The sequence below is a fragment of the Metabacillus rhizosphaerae genome (assembly GCF_037201795.1).
Taxonomy (GTDB): domain Bacteria; phylum Bacillota; class Bacilli; order Bacillales; family Bacillaceae; genus Metabacillus; species Metabacillus rhizosphaerae.
The window spans coordinates 3,159,851-3,179,402 of record NZ_CP147403.1; the positions used below are offsets into that span (position 1 = coordinate 3,159,851).

A 19,552-nucleotide genomic window follows, 5' to 3' on the forward strand; every position below is an offset into this window, starting at 1 on the left:
CAAAAAGGTAGATTTTATAGGTCTATATTAGGAAAAATAGCTTAACACCTAAGAAATTTAAGCGCTTCTTCGTATTGTTTGAATGATAAAGAAGGAGGAGCTTTTGATGAAAATGAAATGGGGTTTTACAATACTTGTACTTACGAGTATTGGATTGTTCTTTCCCTCAAAAGGTGAAGCAGCATTGGGTGATCGAACTTTATCGGAAGGTATGGTACATAATGATGTTATCGAATTACAAGAATACTTAATAGCTAAAGGAGAATTTCCCTATCATACCGCAACAGGTTATTACGGAGTAATTACAAAGGAAGCAGTTAGAGAATATCAAGATGAACAAAATTTAAAAGTTGATGGTATCGCTGGTCCTCAAACGATTAACAAAATAAAAGTACTACGATCGGGAGATATGGGGAGGCCGGTTGTTAAACTCCAACGACTTTTAAAGGCTTGGAATCTATATAGTGGCACGACTGATGGAATATACGGAAGTGGTACAAAAAATGCTGTTATTCAATTCCAGCAAAAAAACGGACTAACTACAGATGGCTTAGCTGGTCCACAAACGTTTAAGAAATTAAACCAAAAAGCAACAGAAGTAGATAATCAAATCAAGGAATTAACTGTAGAAAGCACAGCTTATACTGCAAGTTGCAATGGGTGTTCAGGTACCACAAAATTAGGAATAGATTTAAAAAAATATCCTGATGGAAATGTAATTGCTGTAGATCCAAATGTAATACCATTAGGTTCAACTGTTGAAGTTGATGGATACGGTACAGCTATTGCAGCAGACATTGGCGGGGGTATTAATGGAAATGAAATTGATGTGTTTTTTGCAACGGAAAATACCGCACTAAAATGGGGAAGAAAAGCTGTAAAGGTGAGAGTAATTAAGTAGCAACATAGTTTGAATAGTAAGTTAGTAAAAGCGATTCTATTTTGAATCGCTTTTTTTATAATTTATCGAGAATAAACCTCCCTTGATGCATATTATCACTTAAATAATTCTAGTATCAGCCGAAACTGTATTGATCAAGTCTTCTTATAAATTTGAATTCGGTTGAAGTAATGGCACTATTACACTTCAACCATACGTAATGAAAGTAAGCGATGGATTTATTTTTAGAGGCATACAAAACACGTAAAGCACGTATAGGTTCTGATAAACCAGTTATCAAGGAAATGGAAATTAATAATATTATCAATCGATTACTTATACAAGAAGACCTTTAGATTTTCACTAGAATCAAAAGTCGCCAGTAATACATCCTTTACATGTATATTGTGGGTTGTTTTAAGTTTATTCAATATCCATTTTTCATCTTTACCAAGATGTTGTAACTCATTGTAATCAATCTTTCGCTCTTTAATGATTGTCCTAGGAAAATCAAAAGGCTTTATTTCAAGTGTTAAATCAGTAGGTGTAATTGGCTGATACTGAGGATATAAAAATATCGATATCGTTCCTCCAGGTTCCCAAAATGCAAGTACTACTTTTTGAATATCATCTGTTTTTTCTTTTCGTAATTCAGATAGAAGAATATCAACTGTAATCCTTGCCTTATTTAAATTTTTGAAATTAATTTGTCCGTTTTCAATTAGAGGGATAGGTTGTGGATCAAAGATATTTCGTAACCCATTCCATTTTAAGCTTAAATATATTCCAGAAACATATAAAAATACTAAAACTGTCATCGTTATCATTGAACTTTTTAACTCTAATTTTTCATCTGATAAAGGATGGGCAATAATATTCCCTATTACTAACGCAATAACAAAGTCAAGGAATCGCAACTGTGAAATCGAACGCTGTCCCATTATTTTTGCTATTACTACTAAAAAGAAAAACGCTACAACTGCTCGTAAAACCCACTCCATATCTGTAAGTGATTCTTGACTACTAAAAAAATCCATTAAAATTCACTTCCTATTTTCGCAAACGCCTATATTCTTTACTAATTGCTTATTCTTTCCATTCGAAAAGTTGATATGTATGTAATGAGAGAAAAATTGTCAAACTCCTCTGAATTGGGACGATGAATAATTCCTTTACCAACTCGGAATTATAGGCTTATGAGATACTTTATTCTAATATTCGTCATTCTATTTACAACTTTATTTCCAAAACAATTTGAAGCAGAAGAAATGATAAAAGTGAAGTTAATTAATTATATAGGGGATACCGAAAAATTAAATATCCTTCTAGAAGGAGGCTATCAAACACTTGACCCTACTCTTTCTTTGAAAGAAGGGGTAGATTATCATGTAACAGTGAAGAATGATTCATTGTACTTGCATGGAGAAGGTAAGAAACAAAAGTTAAACGGTCCTCTAGTTCTTTTTCCTGAAACCTATGACCGTGATCATGCTATTTATATTAACAATCGACCTTATTTAGGTGCAATGGAGTTTAAAATAGAAGAAAACGTTATTCGACCAATTAATCAACTACTTATTGAAGATTATTTAAAGGGTGTTGTGCCTTTTGAAGTTTTTCCATCTTGGCATGAGGAAGCATTGAAAGCACAATCATTAGCTGCACGTACGTATGCTTATTCACATACTAAGGAAGAAATGGATGATACGATTCATTTTCAAGTATACGGTGGATATAATTGGAATGAGAACACTACGAAAGCAGTAGAGGAAACAAGTAGTGAGGTAATAACATTCGATAATCACTTAATAGACGCATTTTATTCAGCTAGTAATGGTGGTGTAACCGAGAATAATGCACATGTATGGGGTGGGAAGGCGATGTCCTATTTTCCGATAAAAAAGGATCCATTTGATCCAACACACCCATGGGAATTTACAATTCATCGAACACAAATTTCGATGAATGACATCAATTGGGACAATTCAAATTGGTGGGATGATGTAAAGGAAAAGGATGAAGAAATCACTTTATCTATGAAGAAGTGGCTTCAAAATAACGGTTATCCAGGTGAAATAAAAATAGTATCAATTCCTAGATTTGAGTTATCAGACAAACAGCTTAATTCAAAACGGACGGATAAAGGTTCAATTACTGTAGAGTTTTTACACCGATTAATAGATGGTACTGTATTATTCGAACAGTTCACACTTGATGATGTTAAACTAAATCAGATTCGTCCGATGATAGGAGGAAATCAGTTTAAAAGTTACTTGATAAACACCCTCGAATGTAACGAAGATACTTATACAATAAAAGGAAAAGGTTACGGTCATGGTGTTGGGATGAGCCAATGGGGAGCAAATTTCATGGGAGAATCGGGTAAAACATATAAAGAGATTATCCAGTTTTATTATCCTGGAACATTAATAACTACATTTACAAAGTAGCGGAGGTATTTGAATGGAAGTTTATGAAGAGAAATACTGTGAAAACTGTGCTCAAGAAACAAAACATCAAGTGACAGAAGATATATTATCTATTTATTACCAATGTTTGAATTGTGAAAATACCTCTGAAATGGTCAAAAACTTCTTCTAAAGCATAATAATAATAATAATAATAAACACCATTCATTTATTGAACGGTGTTTATTTTTGGTCCTTATTTAATTCATATGATTATTCTAGTATTATTCCCGTTTGGTAGCTGTGCATGAAATTTTCAACAACCTCTTCAATCGAATCATTTGCATCTGGAACTTGGACAAGAACTTCGTTTCGCACCGTTACTGCTTTAACATGTACTTGATTAACACGATTTATTTCCAATTGTAAACGTAGATCTTCTGCAACACTATCTGCTTCATATTCCCTACTTATTAAATATCTAAAATTTTTCAATACCTTTACCTCCCAACATTTTTAACAGACCTTACTATACTTTGATAAAAATCATAGGAATATTACTTCACATTCTTATTTTGTGAAAAAATAGCCGCTTAATAATAAGTGGTGTTATTCTAAAAGCGGCCAGACCCAAGGGTGAGATAGGAGATAAAATGTCTTGCGGTTAACCATAATGTAAAAATTTTAAACATTATTAAGATTCTTTAGTTTCACTATTCAGATCCGTTTGACAGTGATCGCTTCACGCATTTTTTTGAGGGCATCTTGACCTTCACTTCCTCGTTTCATCAAGATATTCACGTAAAGTACGTCAATAAGGGTTAACTGTGCAATCCGTGATGATAACGCCTCAGAGCGGTATTCTGTTTCCTCGGAAACTGTATAAAGAGGAATATCTACAGCTGCGCTTAATGGTGATTTTGCATAGTTTGTGATCGCAATTGTCTTTGCACCTGTTGACTTCACCACATTTAAGATATGAAGAATGTCCTTGGATGATCCTGAATGCGATATTAATACCGCACAATCATTTTTAGACATCTGTGAAGCTGCCATTAGTTGAAAGTGAGTATCAATGACCGCATTTACTTTTAAGCCAGTGCGCACTAATTTATGAAAGGCATCAAGAGCGATAATACTTGAGCCACCACTACCAAAAAAATGAATCGAATCAGAAGCAACGATTCCATCAACGGCTAATTGCAATTGTTCTTCATTAAAAATCGATAAAGAATCTTCGATCGTTTTAATATTAGTACGAAATACTTTTGTAGCAATCGTCTCTACTGAATCTCCTGCATCAACTTTTTCGTGAATATCCTGTAATGGTGATACAACTTCAGATGCAAGGGCAATTTTCATAGCTTGGTACCCCTTATAACCGATCCTTTTACAAAAACGAAAAACAGTTGAGTCCGCGACATCTAAATCTTCTGCTAACTGGTTAATTGATGAATGAATGATTTTATTTGGGTTTTTTAGGATATAGTCGGCAATCTTTCTTTCCGTAATACTGAATTTAGGATACATTTTGCGAACAGTGACTAAACACGGTTGTTCTTGTTTTCTCATGTGTATCTCTCCTGATAAGGCTTTCTTTTTATTATACTAAAATTCAAGCGGAAGAAAAAATATTTTTCTGAAATCGCTTGCAAAAAGAAATTTTTTTCTTATAATTAAGATATCAAGAAAATTTATTTCGCAATAGGTTAGGATGAATCGAAATGCTAATAAGGATGATAGGGTTAGGGAAAATGGTATATCAGCTATCTCTTAATCTATTACATAAGGAATATGATGTCATTCTTATGATGTAAACTAAGATTTTATGAAAAAAGGGGTGTTGATGGCTCTCGAAATGGTGCTTGTACGATGATTGGTGGAGATAAAGAGTTCTTTTCTGAGATTGAAAAAAATTTTTCGAAATATTACTGTTGCAAAATTTGTTACCTGTATTCAGGTGAAATTGAAGTGGTCATTTCCTGAAAATGGTTCTGTTATTCGTTCATGGTTAATGGTACTAACGGAAAAGATATCTCGAAGGATCTTAAAGTTGAAGAAATTAAAGGGGGTATGCATTCATCAGGAGAAGAAAGTGGACAGTTGAAACAGCACTTAATATAAAAACTGCTGCTCCAGTTATCACACTAGAATTGATGATGTGTATCTTTTCTTAACATTTACAGTAAAAGGTTTGGAAGCGCTTAGAAATGCATTTGTTGGTCAAGAGCTTGTGAAAAAATAATTAGATAATTTTACTTTCAATTTGAAATATTAATACTACATCATCTGCTATAGGACTAATTCATTTGTAACAAGTTTTAATTATTTTTAAGGCTCTTTTCTAAAAAATTGTTGTTTTTGAACTAAACTGATTAGGGTGATTGGTGCGGAAGGTGCGAGACTCCTGTGGGAGTAGCGGGACAGATGAGACCCCGCAGGCGCTTCGCGCTGAGGAGGCTCATCGCCCGCCCCACGGAAAGCGAGCATCCTGGAGCGCCAATCAACCAACCCAATACTATTTTAAAAGCAACTAAGTTTGCGAAAACAGCCATTTTTAATAACAACAAGAAAGGTAGTGAAACAATATGTCAGATCAAATGTTAATTCTCGTAGCTTTAGCAGGAATTTTTCTTCTTTTATTTTTAGTAATTCGTACAAAATTACACGCATTTGTTGCTTTATTATTAGTGAGTTTAATTGTTGGTATTTTGGCAGGTATGCCTTTAAATGAAGTTGTCACTTCGATGCAAAATGGGATGGGGGGGACCCTCGGATTTGTTGCAGTTGTAGTTGGTCTTGGGGCTATGTTCGGTCAAATGCTTGAAGTTTCTGGTGGTGCTGAGCGTTTAGCACAAACTCTTGTAAAAAAATTCGGTGAAGATAAATCACAATGGGCACTTGGAATTACAGGTTTCTTAGTAGCAATTCCAGTATTCTTTGATGTTGGCTTTATCATATTAGTTCCAATTGTATATGGATTAGCAAAAAAAACTGGCAAGTCTCTTCTCTATTATGGTATACCATTATTAGCAGGTTTAGCTGTAACACATAGTTTCATTCCACCAACACCAGGTCCGATAGCTGTTGCTGACTTAATTGGTGCAGATCTAGGTTGGGTAATTCTTTTCGGTACAATTGCTGGTATTCCGGCAATGATTATTGCAGGTCCAATTTTTGCTAAATATATTTCAAAAAAACTACATGTAATTGTACCAGATTATATGAATTTAGAGGATATTGAGTATGACAAAGAATTACCGAGCTATAAATTAATTGCATCCTTAATCATGATTCCGTTAGTGTTAATTCTCCTGAATACGGTTTCAGGTGTACTTTTGGAAGAAGGGAATATCGTACGTCAAATATTCACATTCCTTGGTCACCCATTTGTCGCATTAACGATTGCAACATTACTTACTTTCACATTACTTGGTACAAAACGAGGGTATTCACGCCAAGAAGTTCAAGACATTGCAACAAAAGCATTAGAACCAGCTGGAATTATAATTCTAGTAACAGGTGCAGGTGGAGTTTTTAAACAAGTGTTGATTGATTCAGGTGTTGGTGAAGTACTAGGAGATATGATGGCAGGTTCAGCTTTACCACCAATTGCGCTTGCATTTTTAATTGCAGCAGTTGTACGTGTAGCACAAGGATCAGCAACAGTATCGATGGTTACAGCTGCAGGATTGATGGCTCCCCTAATTTCAATTTTAGGTTTAGAAGGTCCTGTACTTGGATTATTAGTTATCGCCATTGCTTCAGGTGCCACGGTGTTATCACATGTAAATGATTCTGGCTTCTGGTTAGTAGGACGATACTTCGGATTAAGTGTGAAAGACACACTTAAATCATGGACGGTCATGGAAACAATTATTGGTCTAGTAGGTTTTGGTGTAGTATTTATACTTGGGTTTTTTATTGGATAATTGGTACACCGACGCGAGTGCAAGCAACAGGAGGTTTTGCCCGCTCAGTTCGGAGACAAATGCTTGCTGATGTCTTTGATCAAGAAGTGACAATTTCTGAAAGCTATTTTAGGCGCTGGAGCTGGATGTCATAGCACTTATCCACAGTCCTAGAATTTTTAGTTTCCTAAGCTAGTACAAATCTAAAGATATGAAAAAACGTGGAACTTCAAATAGTTCTCACGTTTTTTTATTAGAAAGAAGGAACAAAAAGCTTTCTCGTTGAACTTACATATAACGTATAAAGGAGGTTTAATAAATGCCATATTTATCATTAACTACTTGGAGTCTTCACCGAGAGCTTGGGCCATTAAATTGGACGTACTGGGATGAAGCCCAAAAAAGTCAACAAACAAGGATAGAAGAACAACCAGAAAATATCACTTTATTAGAATTACCATTTGAATTAGCTAGACAAAACTTTCGTTCATTAGAAGTCTGTCACTTTCATTTTCCGAGCACTGAGCCTGAATATTTACATCAACTTAAGGAAGCTTTTGAATTGTCAGGTATCACATTTCATTGTCTTTTAGTTGATTATGGTGATATTAGCAATGAAGACTCTTACAGAAGAAACTCTGACATCGAATTTATCAAGAAATGGATCGATGTTGCAGCAATTGTGGGTGCGAAAAGCGTTCGTGTGATTGCAGGTGAAGCTAATCCAGGGAACAAAACAGCTTTAGAATTAGCAAAACAGGGTTTTAGACAATTAGGAGAATATGCACAGCCAAAAGGGGTAAGAGTAGTAACGGAAAACTTTAAACAACTTGCTTCCACAAAAGAAAACTGCTTGGAATTACTGAATTTCTCTAAAGGTGAAATTGGCTTAACTGTTGACTTTGGAAACTTCCTTCCTGAACATAAGTATCATTCAATTGAAACCCTTATGTCTTATGCAGAATCAGTGCATGCAAAAGCGAATTATGACAAAGAGGGTTATATCGATTCGGTGGAATATAAAAGATCATTAGACCTCGTAGCTAATAGTGATTATAATGGTCCGATTACGTTAGTGTATGATGGACCAGGGAATCTGTGGGATGGAATCAATCGAATTAAAACGGTTGTTGAACAATACTGTAATAAAGAAATTAGAACAAAATTGTAGAGACAGGTTATCTTTTTAATCAATAAGATTAGTGAAACTGTAAAGATAAATAGTTGTTAAAAGAAAGCAACGTCGTTAAATAGGCGTTGTATTTTTTATTGAATTTTCTACATTAACCTTGTATATGTAACTATTTCTTACGAAAAAATAGCTAACTTAAAAATTGTGTGTTATATAACTTTACATATCAGTAGTAACTTAAAATAACAGGGTGTATGCTAATAATACGAAGAATTCTCATTGCTCATATGGAGCCAAAACTAATTAGTTGATTCTATTACTTGCCCTTTCTTATAAACCATCTTCCTTTTAAATCAAATTTGTTTCTGAAAAGTTGATTATAAATTATTACTCACTTGCTGACATTAGGAAACCTAAATATCCATATGGATATGACTTGCAAATTTGTTTATGAGGGAGGGAGAATCAAATGAATTTTTCTGTGAACTGTTTACTTAGAAAGAAAATAGACCATAAAAAAATCATCAGTTTAGTATCAAAAGCAAACCAATTTGAAAGCTATATCTTAATTGAGTTTGGTAAAAAGTCATTAAATGCTAAAAGCTATTTAAGCACAAGTGAGCTTCATGACTTTTTAGGAAATATTAGATTGTATGCAAAAGGGCATGATTCTAAATTAGCAATAGAAGCTCTCCAATCAACATTGGGAGAATAATAGATTGATGATATAAAAGCACAACTGCAATCTAAGCAGCTGTGCTTTTACTTTTAAATTGTACAAAAAAATATGCTCATTAAGTTTAAAAAGATGCTTTATCGAGAAAAATGGAAAGAAGCTAAAATAATTGAGGTGAAAGTATGGCAATCGTTTATTCGGTTGAGGTTGGTGATCCGATTAATCAAGTAGTAATGGGAAATCCCAAAACTTATTTTGATTCGATTTTTGATGCACTTTCAGATGGGCTATATATTGTAGAAGGCTTAGAGAAGAGATATGGGAAGGAAATTGTTTTTTTAGAAAAGGAACCAATTATTAAAGGTTCGAAAGAGAATTCCTTACATATTTGGAGAGGTTTTTTAGAAGGTGTAGCAGAACCTTTATATGTCCAATTGAATATAGAGGAGTTGGATAAAGAAAAAGAACTTGCTATACCTAATACCCCTAACACAAAGTTAAATGATGACCAGATGTTATTTATTACTGAATTGGAAACCTTATTAAATCGAGCAGACGAAGATGATGGTTTGTTTTAGCATTAGCAAAAATAAAAAGGATATGAAAAAAATCAATTCACAATAGAGTTGATTTTTTTTGTATCAATTTTATTTAAAAACTTTCTGATTAACCCCCTTAATTGAGCGATTTTTATCGAAATTTAATTAAGTATATAAAATGTGTGTAGTTCAATCGTAAACAGAGAAGCGATTGATTCAGATAAACAAAGTAGGGGGCATTCAATGTGTTAAAAGAATTCAGTATTTGTTATACTCTCGAAGCAGATGTGAAGTGGGAGAAAATAACAGGACAATCAGATACGAACGCTAATGATATTCTACAACAAGTATTGCAAAGAGTTGCTAATAGTACTACTTATACAGTGAAAAGTAATGAAGAATATGAAACTATTCATACTTCTTCCATCCGATATGTACGTATTTTTGAAAATCATACGTATGAAATAGCTTATTAACTAGAATAAACATAAAAATATAGATTAAATAGATTTTATCTAAGGTGGTACGTAACAAAAAATGGGAAGATTCGAGAATAGACAGCAACGAACACTCTTAAAGAGGATATGGAACTGCGAATATCCCAAAAACTTTCTATTAAAGATTATTTTATTTGCATTTGTATTTTGTTTAATTGGTTTATTTATTTTGAATATCTTCATTTGGACTAGTGATGTAAGTAAATTAGATGAGCCTCTTCCACAACCAACGTTTATCTATGACCAAAAGGGTGAGGTAGCAAGTAAGATATCGAATTCTACTATCGACGGTGTAAAGATAAAGAGTATTCCGAGCAATGCAATAAATGCTTTTGTAGCAACTGAGGACCAGCGATTCTATCATCATCATGGGATAAATTATGTGGGGATTGCTCGGGCGATGGTTATGAATGTCACGAGTGGAGGAATTGTTGCTGGAGGAAGTACGATTACACAACAATTAGCTAAAAATGCTTTTCTAACACAAGAGCGTACGTATACAAGAAAGTTTAAAGAGCTAATTTTAACTAAAAAAATTGAACGCACGTATACAAAGGATGAGATTATAGAACGGTACTTAAATCAAATCTATTTTGGAGAAGGTGCATGGGGAATTCAGCGGGCATCCCAAACATATTTTGCGAAAGATGTAAATCAACTAACTTTAAGTGAATCAGCATTACTTGCAGGTTTGGTCAAAGCACCATCTAATCTGAACCCTATTAATAATTATGAAAAAGCAATTGAACGAAGAAATCTTGTGTTGTCACTGATGAAAAGTGAAGGGTATATTAGCCAAAGTGATTTTGAAGAAGCAATAAATCAAGAGGTCAAGTTAGCAACGAATGAAGTAAAAGAATACAAAGGAAAGTATCCTCATTATGTAGATCATATTATTGATGAGGCAATAAATAAATATCATCTAACACCAAATGAAGTACTTTCTGGTGGGCTTCATATCTATACCGGACTCAATCCTTCCATACAGAATGCAGTTGATGAAGTTTATAAAGATGATCAAGTATTTCCAGAGAGCAAAGAAGGTCAGTTGATTCAGAGTGGAGCGATATTTATCAACCCTTCTACTGGGGAAATCAATGCACTTGTAGGTGGACGAGGTGAGCATACCTTCCGTCAATTCAACCGTGCGACACAATTAAAAAGACAGCCGGGATCGATCATGAAGCCTTTGTCAGTTTATACTCCTGCTTTGGAACAAGGTTATGATATGTATGATAGGTTAGAAGATAAACCAATTAATATTGAGGGGTATCAGCCTCAAAATTATGATAAACAATTCCGTGGCGAAGTGTCTATGTATGACGCTGTTATTCACTCCTATAATCTTCCTGCAGTTTGGTTGCTGCAAAAAATTGGTATAGAAGTTGGAGTCAATGGAGTAGAACGTTTTGGCATACCTTTAGAACAAAAGGATCATATACCTGGTTTGGCTTTAGGTGGGATGAATGAAGGAACCTCTCCCTTAAAAATGGCACAAGCATTTACTACTTTCCCAAATAATGGAGTAATGGTAGAGGCTCATTCGATCCAACGAATTGAAAACGCGGATGGCGAAATACTTGGAGAGTGGGAAAGAAAGGAACAAAAAGTAACAGAACCTTTAATCGCACAAAAAATGACATTTATGCTCAAAGGTGTGGTAAACGAAGGAACCGGATCAAAAGCACAGATTACTGGTAGAGAAATTGCTGGAAAAACGGGCACTACCCAACTTCCTTTTCCGTCAGAAAATGGTGCAAAAGATCATTGGTTTGTAGGATACACCCCTCAAGTTGTAGGAGCAATTTGGTTAGGGTATGACAAAACTGATCAAAATCATTATCTCTCATCGTCCAGTAGTGGAACGGCGACAGTAATTTTTAAAGAGATTCTAGCTAAAGCTGAGAATGAAATGTCAATAAAAGAATTTGATTTAGCTTTACTTGGAAACAAATACAAGCAAAACAAAAAAAGGAAGAAACAAGACGAAAAAGATGATAATAACAATCAACATGAAAAAGAAGATACTAAAAAAGAGAAAATGAAAGCACAGAAAGAGAGAGAAAAAGAAAATAAGAAGATTGAAAAGGAAAGGGAAAAGGAGAATAAAAAGAGAGAAAAGGAAAGAGAAAAAGATAAGAAGGAAAAGGAAAAAAAAGATAAAAATGAATAAATTAGCTCTTCATTCAATTACCTGGCTCCACTAAAAAGTTTGTTGCTTTAATAAATAAACGATATACAGCCATTAACTAAAACAAGCCAAGTTTCTAAGTGACTTGGCTTGTTTGTTAAATCGAAACATTTGCTGACACAAATGATTTTAACCAATGTTTTCTTTGATTTCTGTTGGGACTGTTTTTAACTTTATTAGACTCCAATCAGTGCGATAAAACCGAACCATAACACTAACACCAAAAACAGCTAAATACGTGTATAAAGAAATCCAAGCACCAACACTTGATAGCTCAAGAACAAACGTCAAAACGTAGCTTAAAGGAATAAACAATAACCAACCTAAAATGAGCGATGTTTTTAAAAGGAACGAAGTATCTCCAATTCCTCTAAGTCCACCAGCATAGAAGTTTAATAGTCCATCGAAAAGCTGTAAAAACGCTGAAATCATGATTAATCTTGAGGCAAGCTGGTAAACCATGATATCATCCGTATAAATTTTAGCAATAGGCTCAGCGAGAAAAAATTGGATAATCCCGAGAATAAATAGGAATATTGATCCTAATATAGCTGTATTTGTACCTGCCTTTCTTCCTTCTAATGCACTACCTTTACCAATTTCCTGACCAACTAGTATGGTTGCAGTTGATCCAAAGGCAAACGCCGGCATAAAACCAAGACTCATGACGCTTAAGGCTACTTCATTTGCAGCCAAAGCATGTGTACCTAATCTCGTCACAAACGCAGTAAAAACAAACATCGCCATACTCATTGAAAACTCTTGAATCCCTAGTTTAGAACTTTCTCCAAAAATGAGTTTTGATTCAGCACGATTAAAGGCTACAATTGTGCGCGTTTCAAACTTAGAATGAAGACGGATGAAATAAACATAAGCACAAATCAGAAAGGTAACAACCTCGCCAATAAACAAAGCGATCCCAGCGCCATATAGACCTATCTCTGGAAGCCCGAAATTTCCGTACGTTAAACCATAAGTTAAAAAAATCATAATCAAATTTCCAATGATGGAGCTAATCATTGGTGTTTTTGTGTCTCCAATTCCTCGGAAAAAGCCATGAAAAACAAAGGTGAAGATTGAAAAAATCATCGCAAAAAATCGGATTTGTAAATAATCTTTTCCTTGATCAATCATATCGCTTGAGCTTCCCATTACTTTAAATATATCAGCCGGAAAAAATAAACCGACAAGAAAAACGATTATACATGCAATTGTACATAAATAAAAGGCAATATATGTGCGCTCAACACCTTTTTTCATCGAATTTGACCCAAAGTTTTGAGCAACTAAATAGTTGACTGTATGACCTATACCCGAAAAGATCGCCCAAGCATTATACATTATAATATTTGAAACTCCGACAATCGCTATTGCAAGTGCACCGAGTTGTCCGACCAAAATCAGATTTATTGTTCCTGTGAGAGTCATAGATGCAAATGATGCGATTGAAGGAATTGCAAGCAATAATATCTTTTTCCAGTCTTTTAACATGTGTATATCCCCTAATCAATGTTATAGAAATTTATGAAACATTTAAAACCACCTTCAGATAGCTATTGATTGAAATAAAGGTTATTTATATTTTCATAGTAATAATTATTTTAATAACAAAATTGTTTCTTGTCTATCAAAATTTGTAAACGTTATCAAAAAAAGGTTGAATTATAGTAATATAAAGAAGAAGCGAGTTTTTTTAGTAACTCTAGAAAACTAGATAAGGGGATGTTAGGATGGAAATTCGTCAATTGGAAGAACATGAAAGACAAGTTGCGATTGAGCTATCAGATAAAACATTTCGAAATCATCAACAAAAGTCGATGGGAGAGGCGTTTCCATTTATATTTTCACAAAGTACGATTGGACAATCGTTTGGTGCATTTCATAATGGAGAGTTAGTTTCTTTTATGGGGTTAGTACCATCTGTAATAAAAATAGGTGAAGCGAGGTTAAATGTATTTTCATTAGGTTCTGTTTGTACAGCAGAGGATTTCCGCAAAAAAGGGATTGCTAGTCAAATTTTAGAAAGAGTATTCGAATATATAGATTCTTCAGATGCTTCCTTGCTTCTTGTATCAGGGGATCGATCGTTATACACACGTGTAAACTGTTGCCATTTCGGTAGTGTATCAAAATTTAATGTTCAATTTGAAAATATTCATGAAAAAAGTGAAAGTCAAATTAGAGAAATGCGAAAAGAAGATTTATTCCAAATGAATCAAATTGCTCATCAAAGACTTATTGCATATGATCAAAGTGTGACAGATCTACAAACTATGATCCATGCTGAAGCTTTTGCTAGTTGTTTGAATTTAACACATAAAACGTTAATCCTAGATAAGGATAATAAGGTCAGTAGCTTCTTAGTCCTAGGGGTACCAGATCGACAAAGACGAGAACAAAAGGGGAAGATGATTGAGTGGGCAGGTAAACCAAACGAGATTAAACACTTACTATCCTATGCAATAAAGGCATATGATTTGGAAGAAATAGAAGTTGCAGTCCCATGGCATGAACAGTTATTAGAAAATGAATTGAAAGGTTCGGGTTCAACTTTTACTCTTGAAAAAAATGAAGGGACCATTTATATCATTAATCCTGAACGATTTTTAAAACAACTAAATCCTTATCTAAAATCCAAACACTTCGAGTCAATTGAGTGTAAATATACGGATCGTGAACATATTCAAGTATCCTCTACAAACATGACCACAACTCTACATAGTAAGGATTTTGTTTCGTTCGTTTTTGATTCACAACCAAATAACCCTGAAATTTTGGAACTTCAAAAGGATTTTAGGGATATACTCCCAATTCCGTTTCCATATACAGCTGGTTTGAATTTTATATAATCGCTGTTTTCGCAAGCTTTTTGCAATTTACAAAGTAGCTCGGTGTAGTTGATTGCTGCGAGAGATACTTGCTTTCCACGTGGCGGAAAGGTGAGACTCCTTGGCGTAAACGCCTGCATGAGTCATACCTGTTCCGCTGAGACTTTGAATCTCCTTCTAAAACTTTTAAATGCTGATTTGACCTTTCTACTATCTATATCTACTTATTTCCTTCATTTACCCATCGTTTACACCTTTACACCTTTCCTACCAACTATTGAACACATATGGCTGAATCCACCAATAACATGTCCTTAACGACCATGAATTTGTTAATGCTAAAAAGTATGATACATATAGGGGAATAGAAGTTTCACATTCTTTTAGAAAACATAAAAAAGGGGGATAATAGTGAAAATAATTTTTATCTCACTAGACACACTTAGGGCTAAGCGACTAGGATGCTATGGATATCAGCTTCCAACTAGTCCGTATATTGATAAAATCGCAAAACAGGGGGTTATTTTTGAAAACGCTTATGCATCTGATGTTCCAACAGAAGTTGCCCATACGAGTATTTTTACAGGGAAAGTCGGCTTAACAACAGGAGTTGTTTCCCATGGATCGCCATCAACATACTTACCAAAAGAAAACGAATGGCTTCCTACAACACTTAGAAAAGCAGGTTATACTACTGCTGCAGTCGATAATTTATATCATTTAAAGGAATGGTTTGCTAGAGGATATCAATACTACATGAACACAATTGGAAAAACAAGATGGATTGATGGTCAATCAATTAATGATCTTGCAAAGCCATGGATAAAAGAGCATAAAGATGAGGATTTCTTTCTTTTTCTTCACTATTGGGACCCACATACACCTTATTTACCACCTAAAGAATATATCCCTCAGTTTTATCAGTCTGGTCAGGACCCCTACGATCCGACTAATAAAAGTATGGAATCTGCATTTAATCATCCGGCTTATCCGTTTTTTAAGCATCATCACTATGATTTGCTAGGTAATATTACTGATTCGAATTATGTAAACGCTTTATACGATGCTGAGATTAGATATTTAGACGATATGCTAAAAGATTTAGATGAATTTCTTATGCAACAAGGTATTAAAGATGACACCATGCTAGTCTTATTTGGAGATCATGGTGAAAGTTTAACAGAGCATGATATTTACTGGGATCATTGTGGCCTATATGAGGCAACTGTCCATATACCTCTGATTATTCGGTGGCCAGGAATGATTCCAGAAGGGGTAAGAATCAATAAGTTAGTACAACATGCAGATCTGATGCCAACTATTTTAGAATCAATAGGTCTAGAAATCCCAGACAAACTTGATGGGAAAAGTCTATGGCCATACATTCAAGGAAAAAATGATCCTATTCATTCAGAAATTTATTTAAGTGAATGTGCATGGCAAGCATCTAGAGGTATTCGCACCGAACGTTATAAATACATTGAAACGTATGACTCTGGTCCTTTTACTAGATCTCCTTCTGAACTGTATGATTTACTAATCGATCCAAATGAAGAAACAAATCTTGCTGATCTTCTACCTGACCATGTGGAAAAATACAAAAATATGTTAAATAAATGGGTAGAATCGAAGCTTGGAGATCGAGAGGATCCAATGAAAGTAGTGCTTAGGGAAGAAGGCTTACCTTTTCGAAAAAGGATTGAAAAAGTTCTCTCTGATTACGGTTTGACTTGGGATGAATGGAAAGCAAATCCACGGCGAGAAAAAATTGATTTACATGTAAGAAATTAATCTTTATTACAAATGCTTCCTAGAATTCAAGGAAGTACGAATTTATATATCTGAATATTCTGTACTATTTGTTAAAAATAGTAATATCACCCTTGAGCTTTAACGAGTTTTACTAATCATTTTTTGTACTTATTTTAATAGGTAAAAAATTTAAAAAGTGGGGGGATTAAGAAGATGAAAAGCTTGAAGAAATTATGGATTATTTCATTTATCGCAGTGCTAATGATTTCATTGTTGTCAGGATGTATCGTTCCAAGCTCTTCACCAGAAGAAACAGAGGAAACGGACGAAGAATTTAAAGGAACAATTAAAATGTATGCCGGTACATATAGTCCGAACCGGGTATTAAATGCAAACCAAAAGCCAGCAACTGTATTAAAAAAATTAGCTGAAGAGTATGAGAAGGAAACTGGCGTTAAAATTGAATTCATTAAAGGTCTGCCAGCTGATCAGGATTATATGACATGGGTAAGAACAAAAGCTTCTGGTGGACAACTTCCAGACATCATTTGGTCACAATGGTATGATGCAAATACAGCATTAGCAAAAGGTACACTTACAGATTTATCAAAGTATTTAGATCAACCAAATCCATATGTTGACAATAAACCATGGAATGAACTATTAAATAAACAAATTATTTCTGATACGAAATCTGCAGATGGAAGTACGTATGTCATTAATGGTGATTATGTTGGAACAGCTACCTACTACAATGTAGAAGCATTTGAAAAAGCTGGTATTAAGGAGCTTCCAAAAACATGGTCTGAATTTATTGATGCATCACAAAAATTAAAGGATGCAGGTTATATTCCATTTGCTTGGAACCTCGCTTCAACACCTACTGGTACTGATCGAATTACATGGTTAACTCGATTATTCTTTACAAACTTCTTTGCAGATGAATATGACGACTTAAGATATACAGGAAATGAAGGAATTACTAATGAAGATCAGGTTATTGCCATTAAAAAGGGTGTGTATGGATCAGAAAATGAAAAGTGGATGGAAATTTGGCCAATCTTAAAGGACTTTTCACAATATTGGCAGCCTGACTTTACAGGTGGAGATTCAAATGGACAAGGAACAATGCTTGCCTTTTTAACAGGAGAAGTTGGTATGTATTTCGATGGCTCTTGGGCATCTCAGCAAATAAAATCAGCGAATCCTGATTTTGAATGGTCGTCCTTTAAAAATCCATATCCGGATAAGGGTGTTTCAGAATTCGCTACTGATTTTGATTCATCCGCAGCAATTGGTGGCCCAAGTGCCTCTTTCCAATATGCGGTTCCGTCTAAACAAGCAAATAACTCATTAACTACAGCGAAGGAAAAAGCAATTGTTGATTGGTTAATGTATATTACAACACCTGAGCGTAATGAAGAAATTGTAAATGAATTAGGAGAAAATGTTCCTACTGTCGTCGGTGCAAAGCCAATAGACGAACTTAGTGGTTTATCTGATCTTGCAAATCAGCCGTTACAAAGTGTGTTTGGCGGAATAAACCTTGAGAAGAAAGAATTGGATGCTATTTATCGTGCCTTCCAAAGCTATATTCTAGGAGAAACAACTTTAGAGGAATTTGCTAAAGTAGCAGATACAGAGATGGAAAAAACAGCAGATTCCCTAATTCAACAAAATAACTGGGATTTATCAGAATACTTGGATGAATAAATAAACGAGAGCGGGTTATTAAAGGGACATATTTCTAAAATAACCCGCTTTCCTAAATGAAAGGAGAGTTGAAATTGCCTGAAACAGTCCAACAGATCGAAAACAAGGAAATAGTAAAGATAAATAAAAAATCAGGAAAATTACGTTACAATTGGAAATCTGGCTATGGAATGCTGATTCCTTCCTTCATACTTTTAATAACATTTATGTATTACCCTGCATTAATTGCTATCGGTTTTTCATTTACGAACTGGGATGGGTTCAATCAACCACAATTTACTGGGATTCAAAATTATATAAGCTTATTCAAAGACAAGATATTTTTGATTTCGATGAAAAATGTCGGGATATGGACAGTTGTAAAAGTACTTGTCGAATTATTAGTTCCATTAATTGTTGCTGTTATGATTTTTCATTTAAAAAGTAAGAGGATGCAATATATCTATCGAGTATTATTTGTTATACCAGTTGTTGTACCGGGAATCGTTATGTTTATGATTTGGAGTTTTATCTATGATCCAAACGTAGGTGTACTTAATACGTTATTGAAAACATTGGGCCTTGAAGGAATTATCCAAAACTGGCTTGGAGATCCAAATATTGCTCTATATGCATTGATGTTTGTCGGCTTCCCATTTGTCGTTCCATTTAATCTATTAATCTTTTTTGCAGGACTACAGTCTATTTCAGAAAGTGTTTATGAATCAGCGAAACTTGATGGAATTACTAAAGTAAGAAGATTTTTTCAAATTGAGATTCCATTAGTTATGGGACAAGTAAAATTAATCTTAATCTTAACAGTCATCCAATTGCTTCAAAACGTAACATTACCACTCGTAATGACAAATGGAGGACCAGGTTATTCATCTTATGTTCCAGGACTTTATATGTATTTCCTTGCTTTCCAAAACGGTGAATTTGGTTTAGGAATGGCGGTTTCGATGATTATATTTGTAATTGTTCTTATATTAACTTGGATTCAAATGAAATATATCAATCCTAGTACTGAATACAAAGCATAAATA

At 34.3% G+C, this 19,552-nt stretch carries 17 protein-coding genes; 13 read left to right on the forward strand and 4 right to left on the reverse strand.

Annotated features, from left to right (window positions below):
* Window positions 1–106 precede the first annotated feature (106 nt).
* Window positions 107–901 carry a peptidoglycan-binding protein gene (locus tag WCV66_RS15505; protein ID WP_338785984.1) on the forward strand — a complete coding sequence of 265 codons (795 nt, stop codon included), beginning with the start codon at window positions 107–109 and terminating at the stop codon, window positions 899–901.
* 311 nt (window positions 902–1,212) lie between these two features.
* Here the strand turns inward: WCV66_RS15505 and WCV66_RS15510 are convergent, their stop codons facing one another.
* Window positions 1,213–1,917, reverse strand: coding sequence for a DUF421 domain-containing protein (locus WCV66_RS15510; protein ID WP_338785985.1), 705 nt, complete (start codon window positions 1,915–1,917; stop codon window positions 1,213–1,215).
* Window positions 1,918–2,076: 159 nt separating this feature from the next.
* Here WCV66_RS15510 and WCV66_RS15515 point away from each other — a divergent pair, with 159 nt between their 5' ends.
* Complete coding sequence (locus WCV66_RS15515; protein WP_338785986.1) at window positions 2,077–3,330, forward strand: SpoIID/LytB domain-containing protein; 1,254 nt, start codon at window positions 2,077–2,079, stop codon at window positions 3,328–3,330.
* Between the two features lie 13 nt (window positions 3,331–3,343).
* Window positions 3,344–3,481 (forward strand): hypothetical protein, encoded by a 138-nt coding sequence (locus WCV66_RS15520; protein ID WP_157094516.1) that lies wholly within the window; start codon window positions 3,344–3,346, stop codon window positions 3,479–3,481.
* Window positions 3,482–3,561: 80 nt separating this feature from the next.
* Here the strand turns inward: WCV66_RS15520 and WCV66_RS15525 are convergent, their stop codons facing one another.
* Both WCV66_RS15525 and WCV66_RS15530 read right to left on the reverse strand, forming a co-directional pair.
* A complete protein-coding gene (locus WCV66_RS15525) occupies window positions 3,562–3,783 on the reverse strand; it encodes a hypothetical protein (RefSeq protein WP_066339515.1) in 222 nt (73 codons plus the stop codon).
* 222 nt (window positions 3,784–4,005) lie between these two features.
* Window positions 4,006–4,860, reverse strand: coding sequence for a MurR/RpiR family transcriptional regulator (locus WCV66_RS15530; RefSeq protein WP_066339513.1), 855 nt, complete (start codon window positions 4,858–4,860; stop codon window positions 4,006–4,008).
* 1,016 nt (window positions 4,861–5,876) lie between these two features.
* Between WCV66_RS15530 and WCV66_RS15540 the strand changes: the two genes are divergently transcribed.
* The 6 genes from WCV66_RS15540 to WCV66_RS15565 all read left to right on the forward strand — a co-directional run bounded on the left by WCV66_RS15540 (window position 5,877) and on the right by WCV66_RS15565 (window position 12,216).
* A complete protein-coding gene (locus WCV66_RS15540; protein ID WP_066339505.1) occupies window positions 5,877–7,220 on the forward strand; it encodes a GntP family permease in 1,344 nt (447 codons plus the stop codon).
* 298 nt (window positions 7,221–7,518) lie between these two features.
* Window positions 7,519–8,370 (forward strand): sugar phosphate isomerase/epimerase family protein, encoded by an 852-nt coding sequence (locus tag WCV66_RS15545; RefSeq protein WP_338785987.1) that lies wholly within the window; start codon window positions 7,519–7,521, stop codon window positions 8,368–8,370.
* A gap of 430 nt (window positions 8,371–8,800) precedes the next feature.
* Window positions 8,801–9,046: an HPr family phosphocarrier protein gene (locus tag WCV66_RS15550; RefSeq protein WP_066339493.1), complete on the forward strand. Its 246-nt coding sequence runs from the start codon at window positions 8,801–8,803 to the stop codon at window positions 9,044–9,046.
* A 143-nt stretch (window positions 9,047–9,189) separates the two neighbouring features.
* Window positions 9,190–9,585, forward strand: a complete 396-nt coding sequence (locus WCV66_RS15555) for a hypothetical protein (protein ID WP_338785988.1) — start codon at window positions 9,190–9,192, stop codon at window positions 9,583–9,585.
* 206 nt (window positions 9,586–9,791) lie between these two features.
* On the forward strand, window positions 9,792–10,022 hold the full coding sequence (locus WCV66_RS15560; RefSeq protein ID WP_066339488.1) for a hypothetical protein: 231 nt from the start codon (window positions 9,792–9,794) through the stop codon (window positions 10,020–10,022).
* A gap of 61 nt (window positions 10,023–10,083) precedes the next feature.
* A complete protein-coding gene (locus WCV66_RS15565) occupies window positions 10,084–12,216 on the forward strand; it encodes a PBP1A family penicillin-binding protein (RefSeq protein WP_338785989.1) in 2,133 nt (710 codons plus the stop codon).
* Window positions 12,217–12,363: 147 nt separating this feature from the next.
* Here WCV66_RS15565 and WCV66_RS15570 read toward each other — a convergent pair whose 3' ends face one another.
* Window positions 12,364–13,725, reverse strand: coding sequence for an MATE family efflux transporter (locus WCV66_RS15570; protein ID WP_338785990.1), 1,362 nt, complete (start codon window positions 13,723–13,725; stop codon window positions 12,364–12,366).
* A 239-nt stretch (window positions 13,726–13,964) separates the two neighbouring features.
* Here WCV66_RS15570 and WCV66_RS15575 point away from each other — a divergent pair, with 239 nt between their 5' ends.
* The 4 genes from WCV66_RS15575 to WCV66_RS15590 all read left to right on the forward strand — a co-directional run bounded on the left by WCV66_RS15575 (window position 13,965) and on the right by WCV66_RS15590 (window position 19,549).
* Window positions 13,965–15,083, forward strand: a complete 1,119-nt coding sequence (locus WCV66_RS15575; RefSeq protein WP_338785991.1) for a GNAT family N-acetyltransferase — start codon at window positions 13,965–13,967, stop codon at window positions 15,081–15,083.
* Window positions 15,084–15,473: 390 nt separating this feature from the next.
* Window positions 15,474–16,853: a sulfatase gene (locus WCV66_RS15580; RefSeq protein ID WP_338785992.1), complete on the forward strand. Its 1,380-nt coding sequence runs from the start codon at window positions 15,474–15,476 to the stop codon at window positions 16,851–16,853.
* Between the two features lie 174 nt (window positions 16,854–17,027).
* Window positions 17,028–18,527: an ABC transporter substrate-binding protein gene (locus WCV66_RS15585; RefSeq protein ID WP_338785993.1), complete on the forward strand. Its 1,500-nt coding sequence runs from the start codon at window positions 17,028–17,030 to the stop codon at window positions 18,525–18,527.
* Window positions 18,528–18,601: 74 nt separating this feature from the next.
* Window positions 18,602–19,549: a sugar ABC transporter permease gene (locus tag WCV66_RS15590; RefSeq protein WP_338785994.1), complete on the forward strand. Its 948-nt coding sequence runs from the start codon at window positions 18,602–18,604 to the stop codon at window positions 19,547–19,549.
* Window positions 19,550–19,552: the final 3 nt, after the last annotated feature.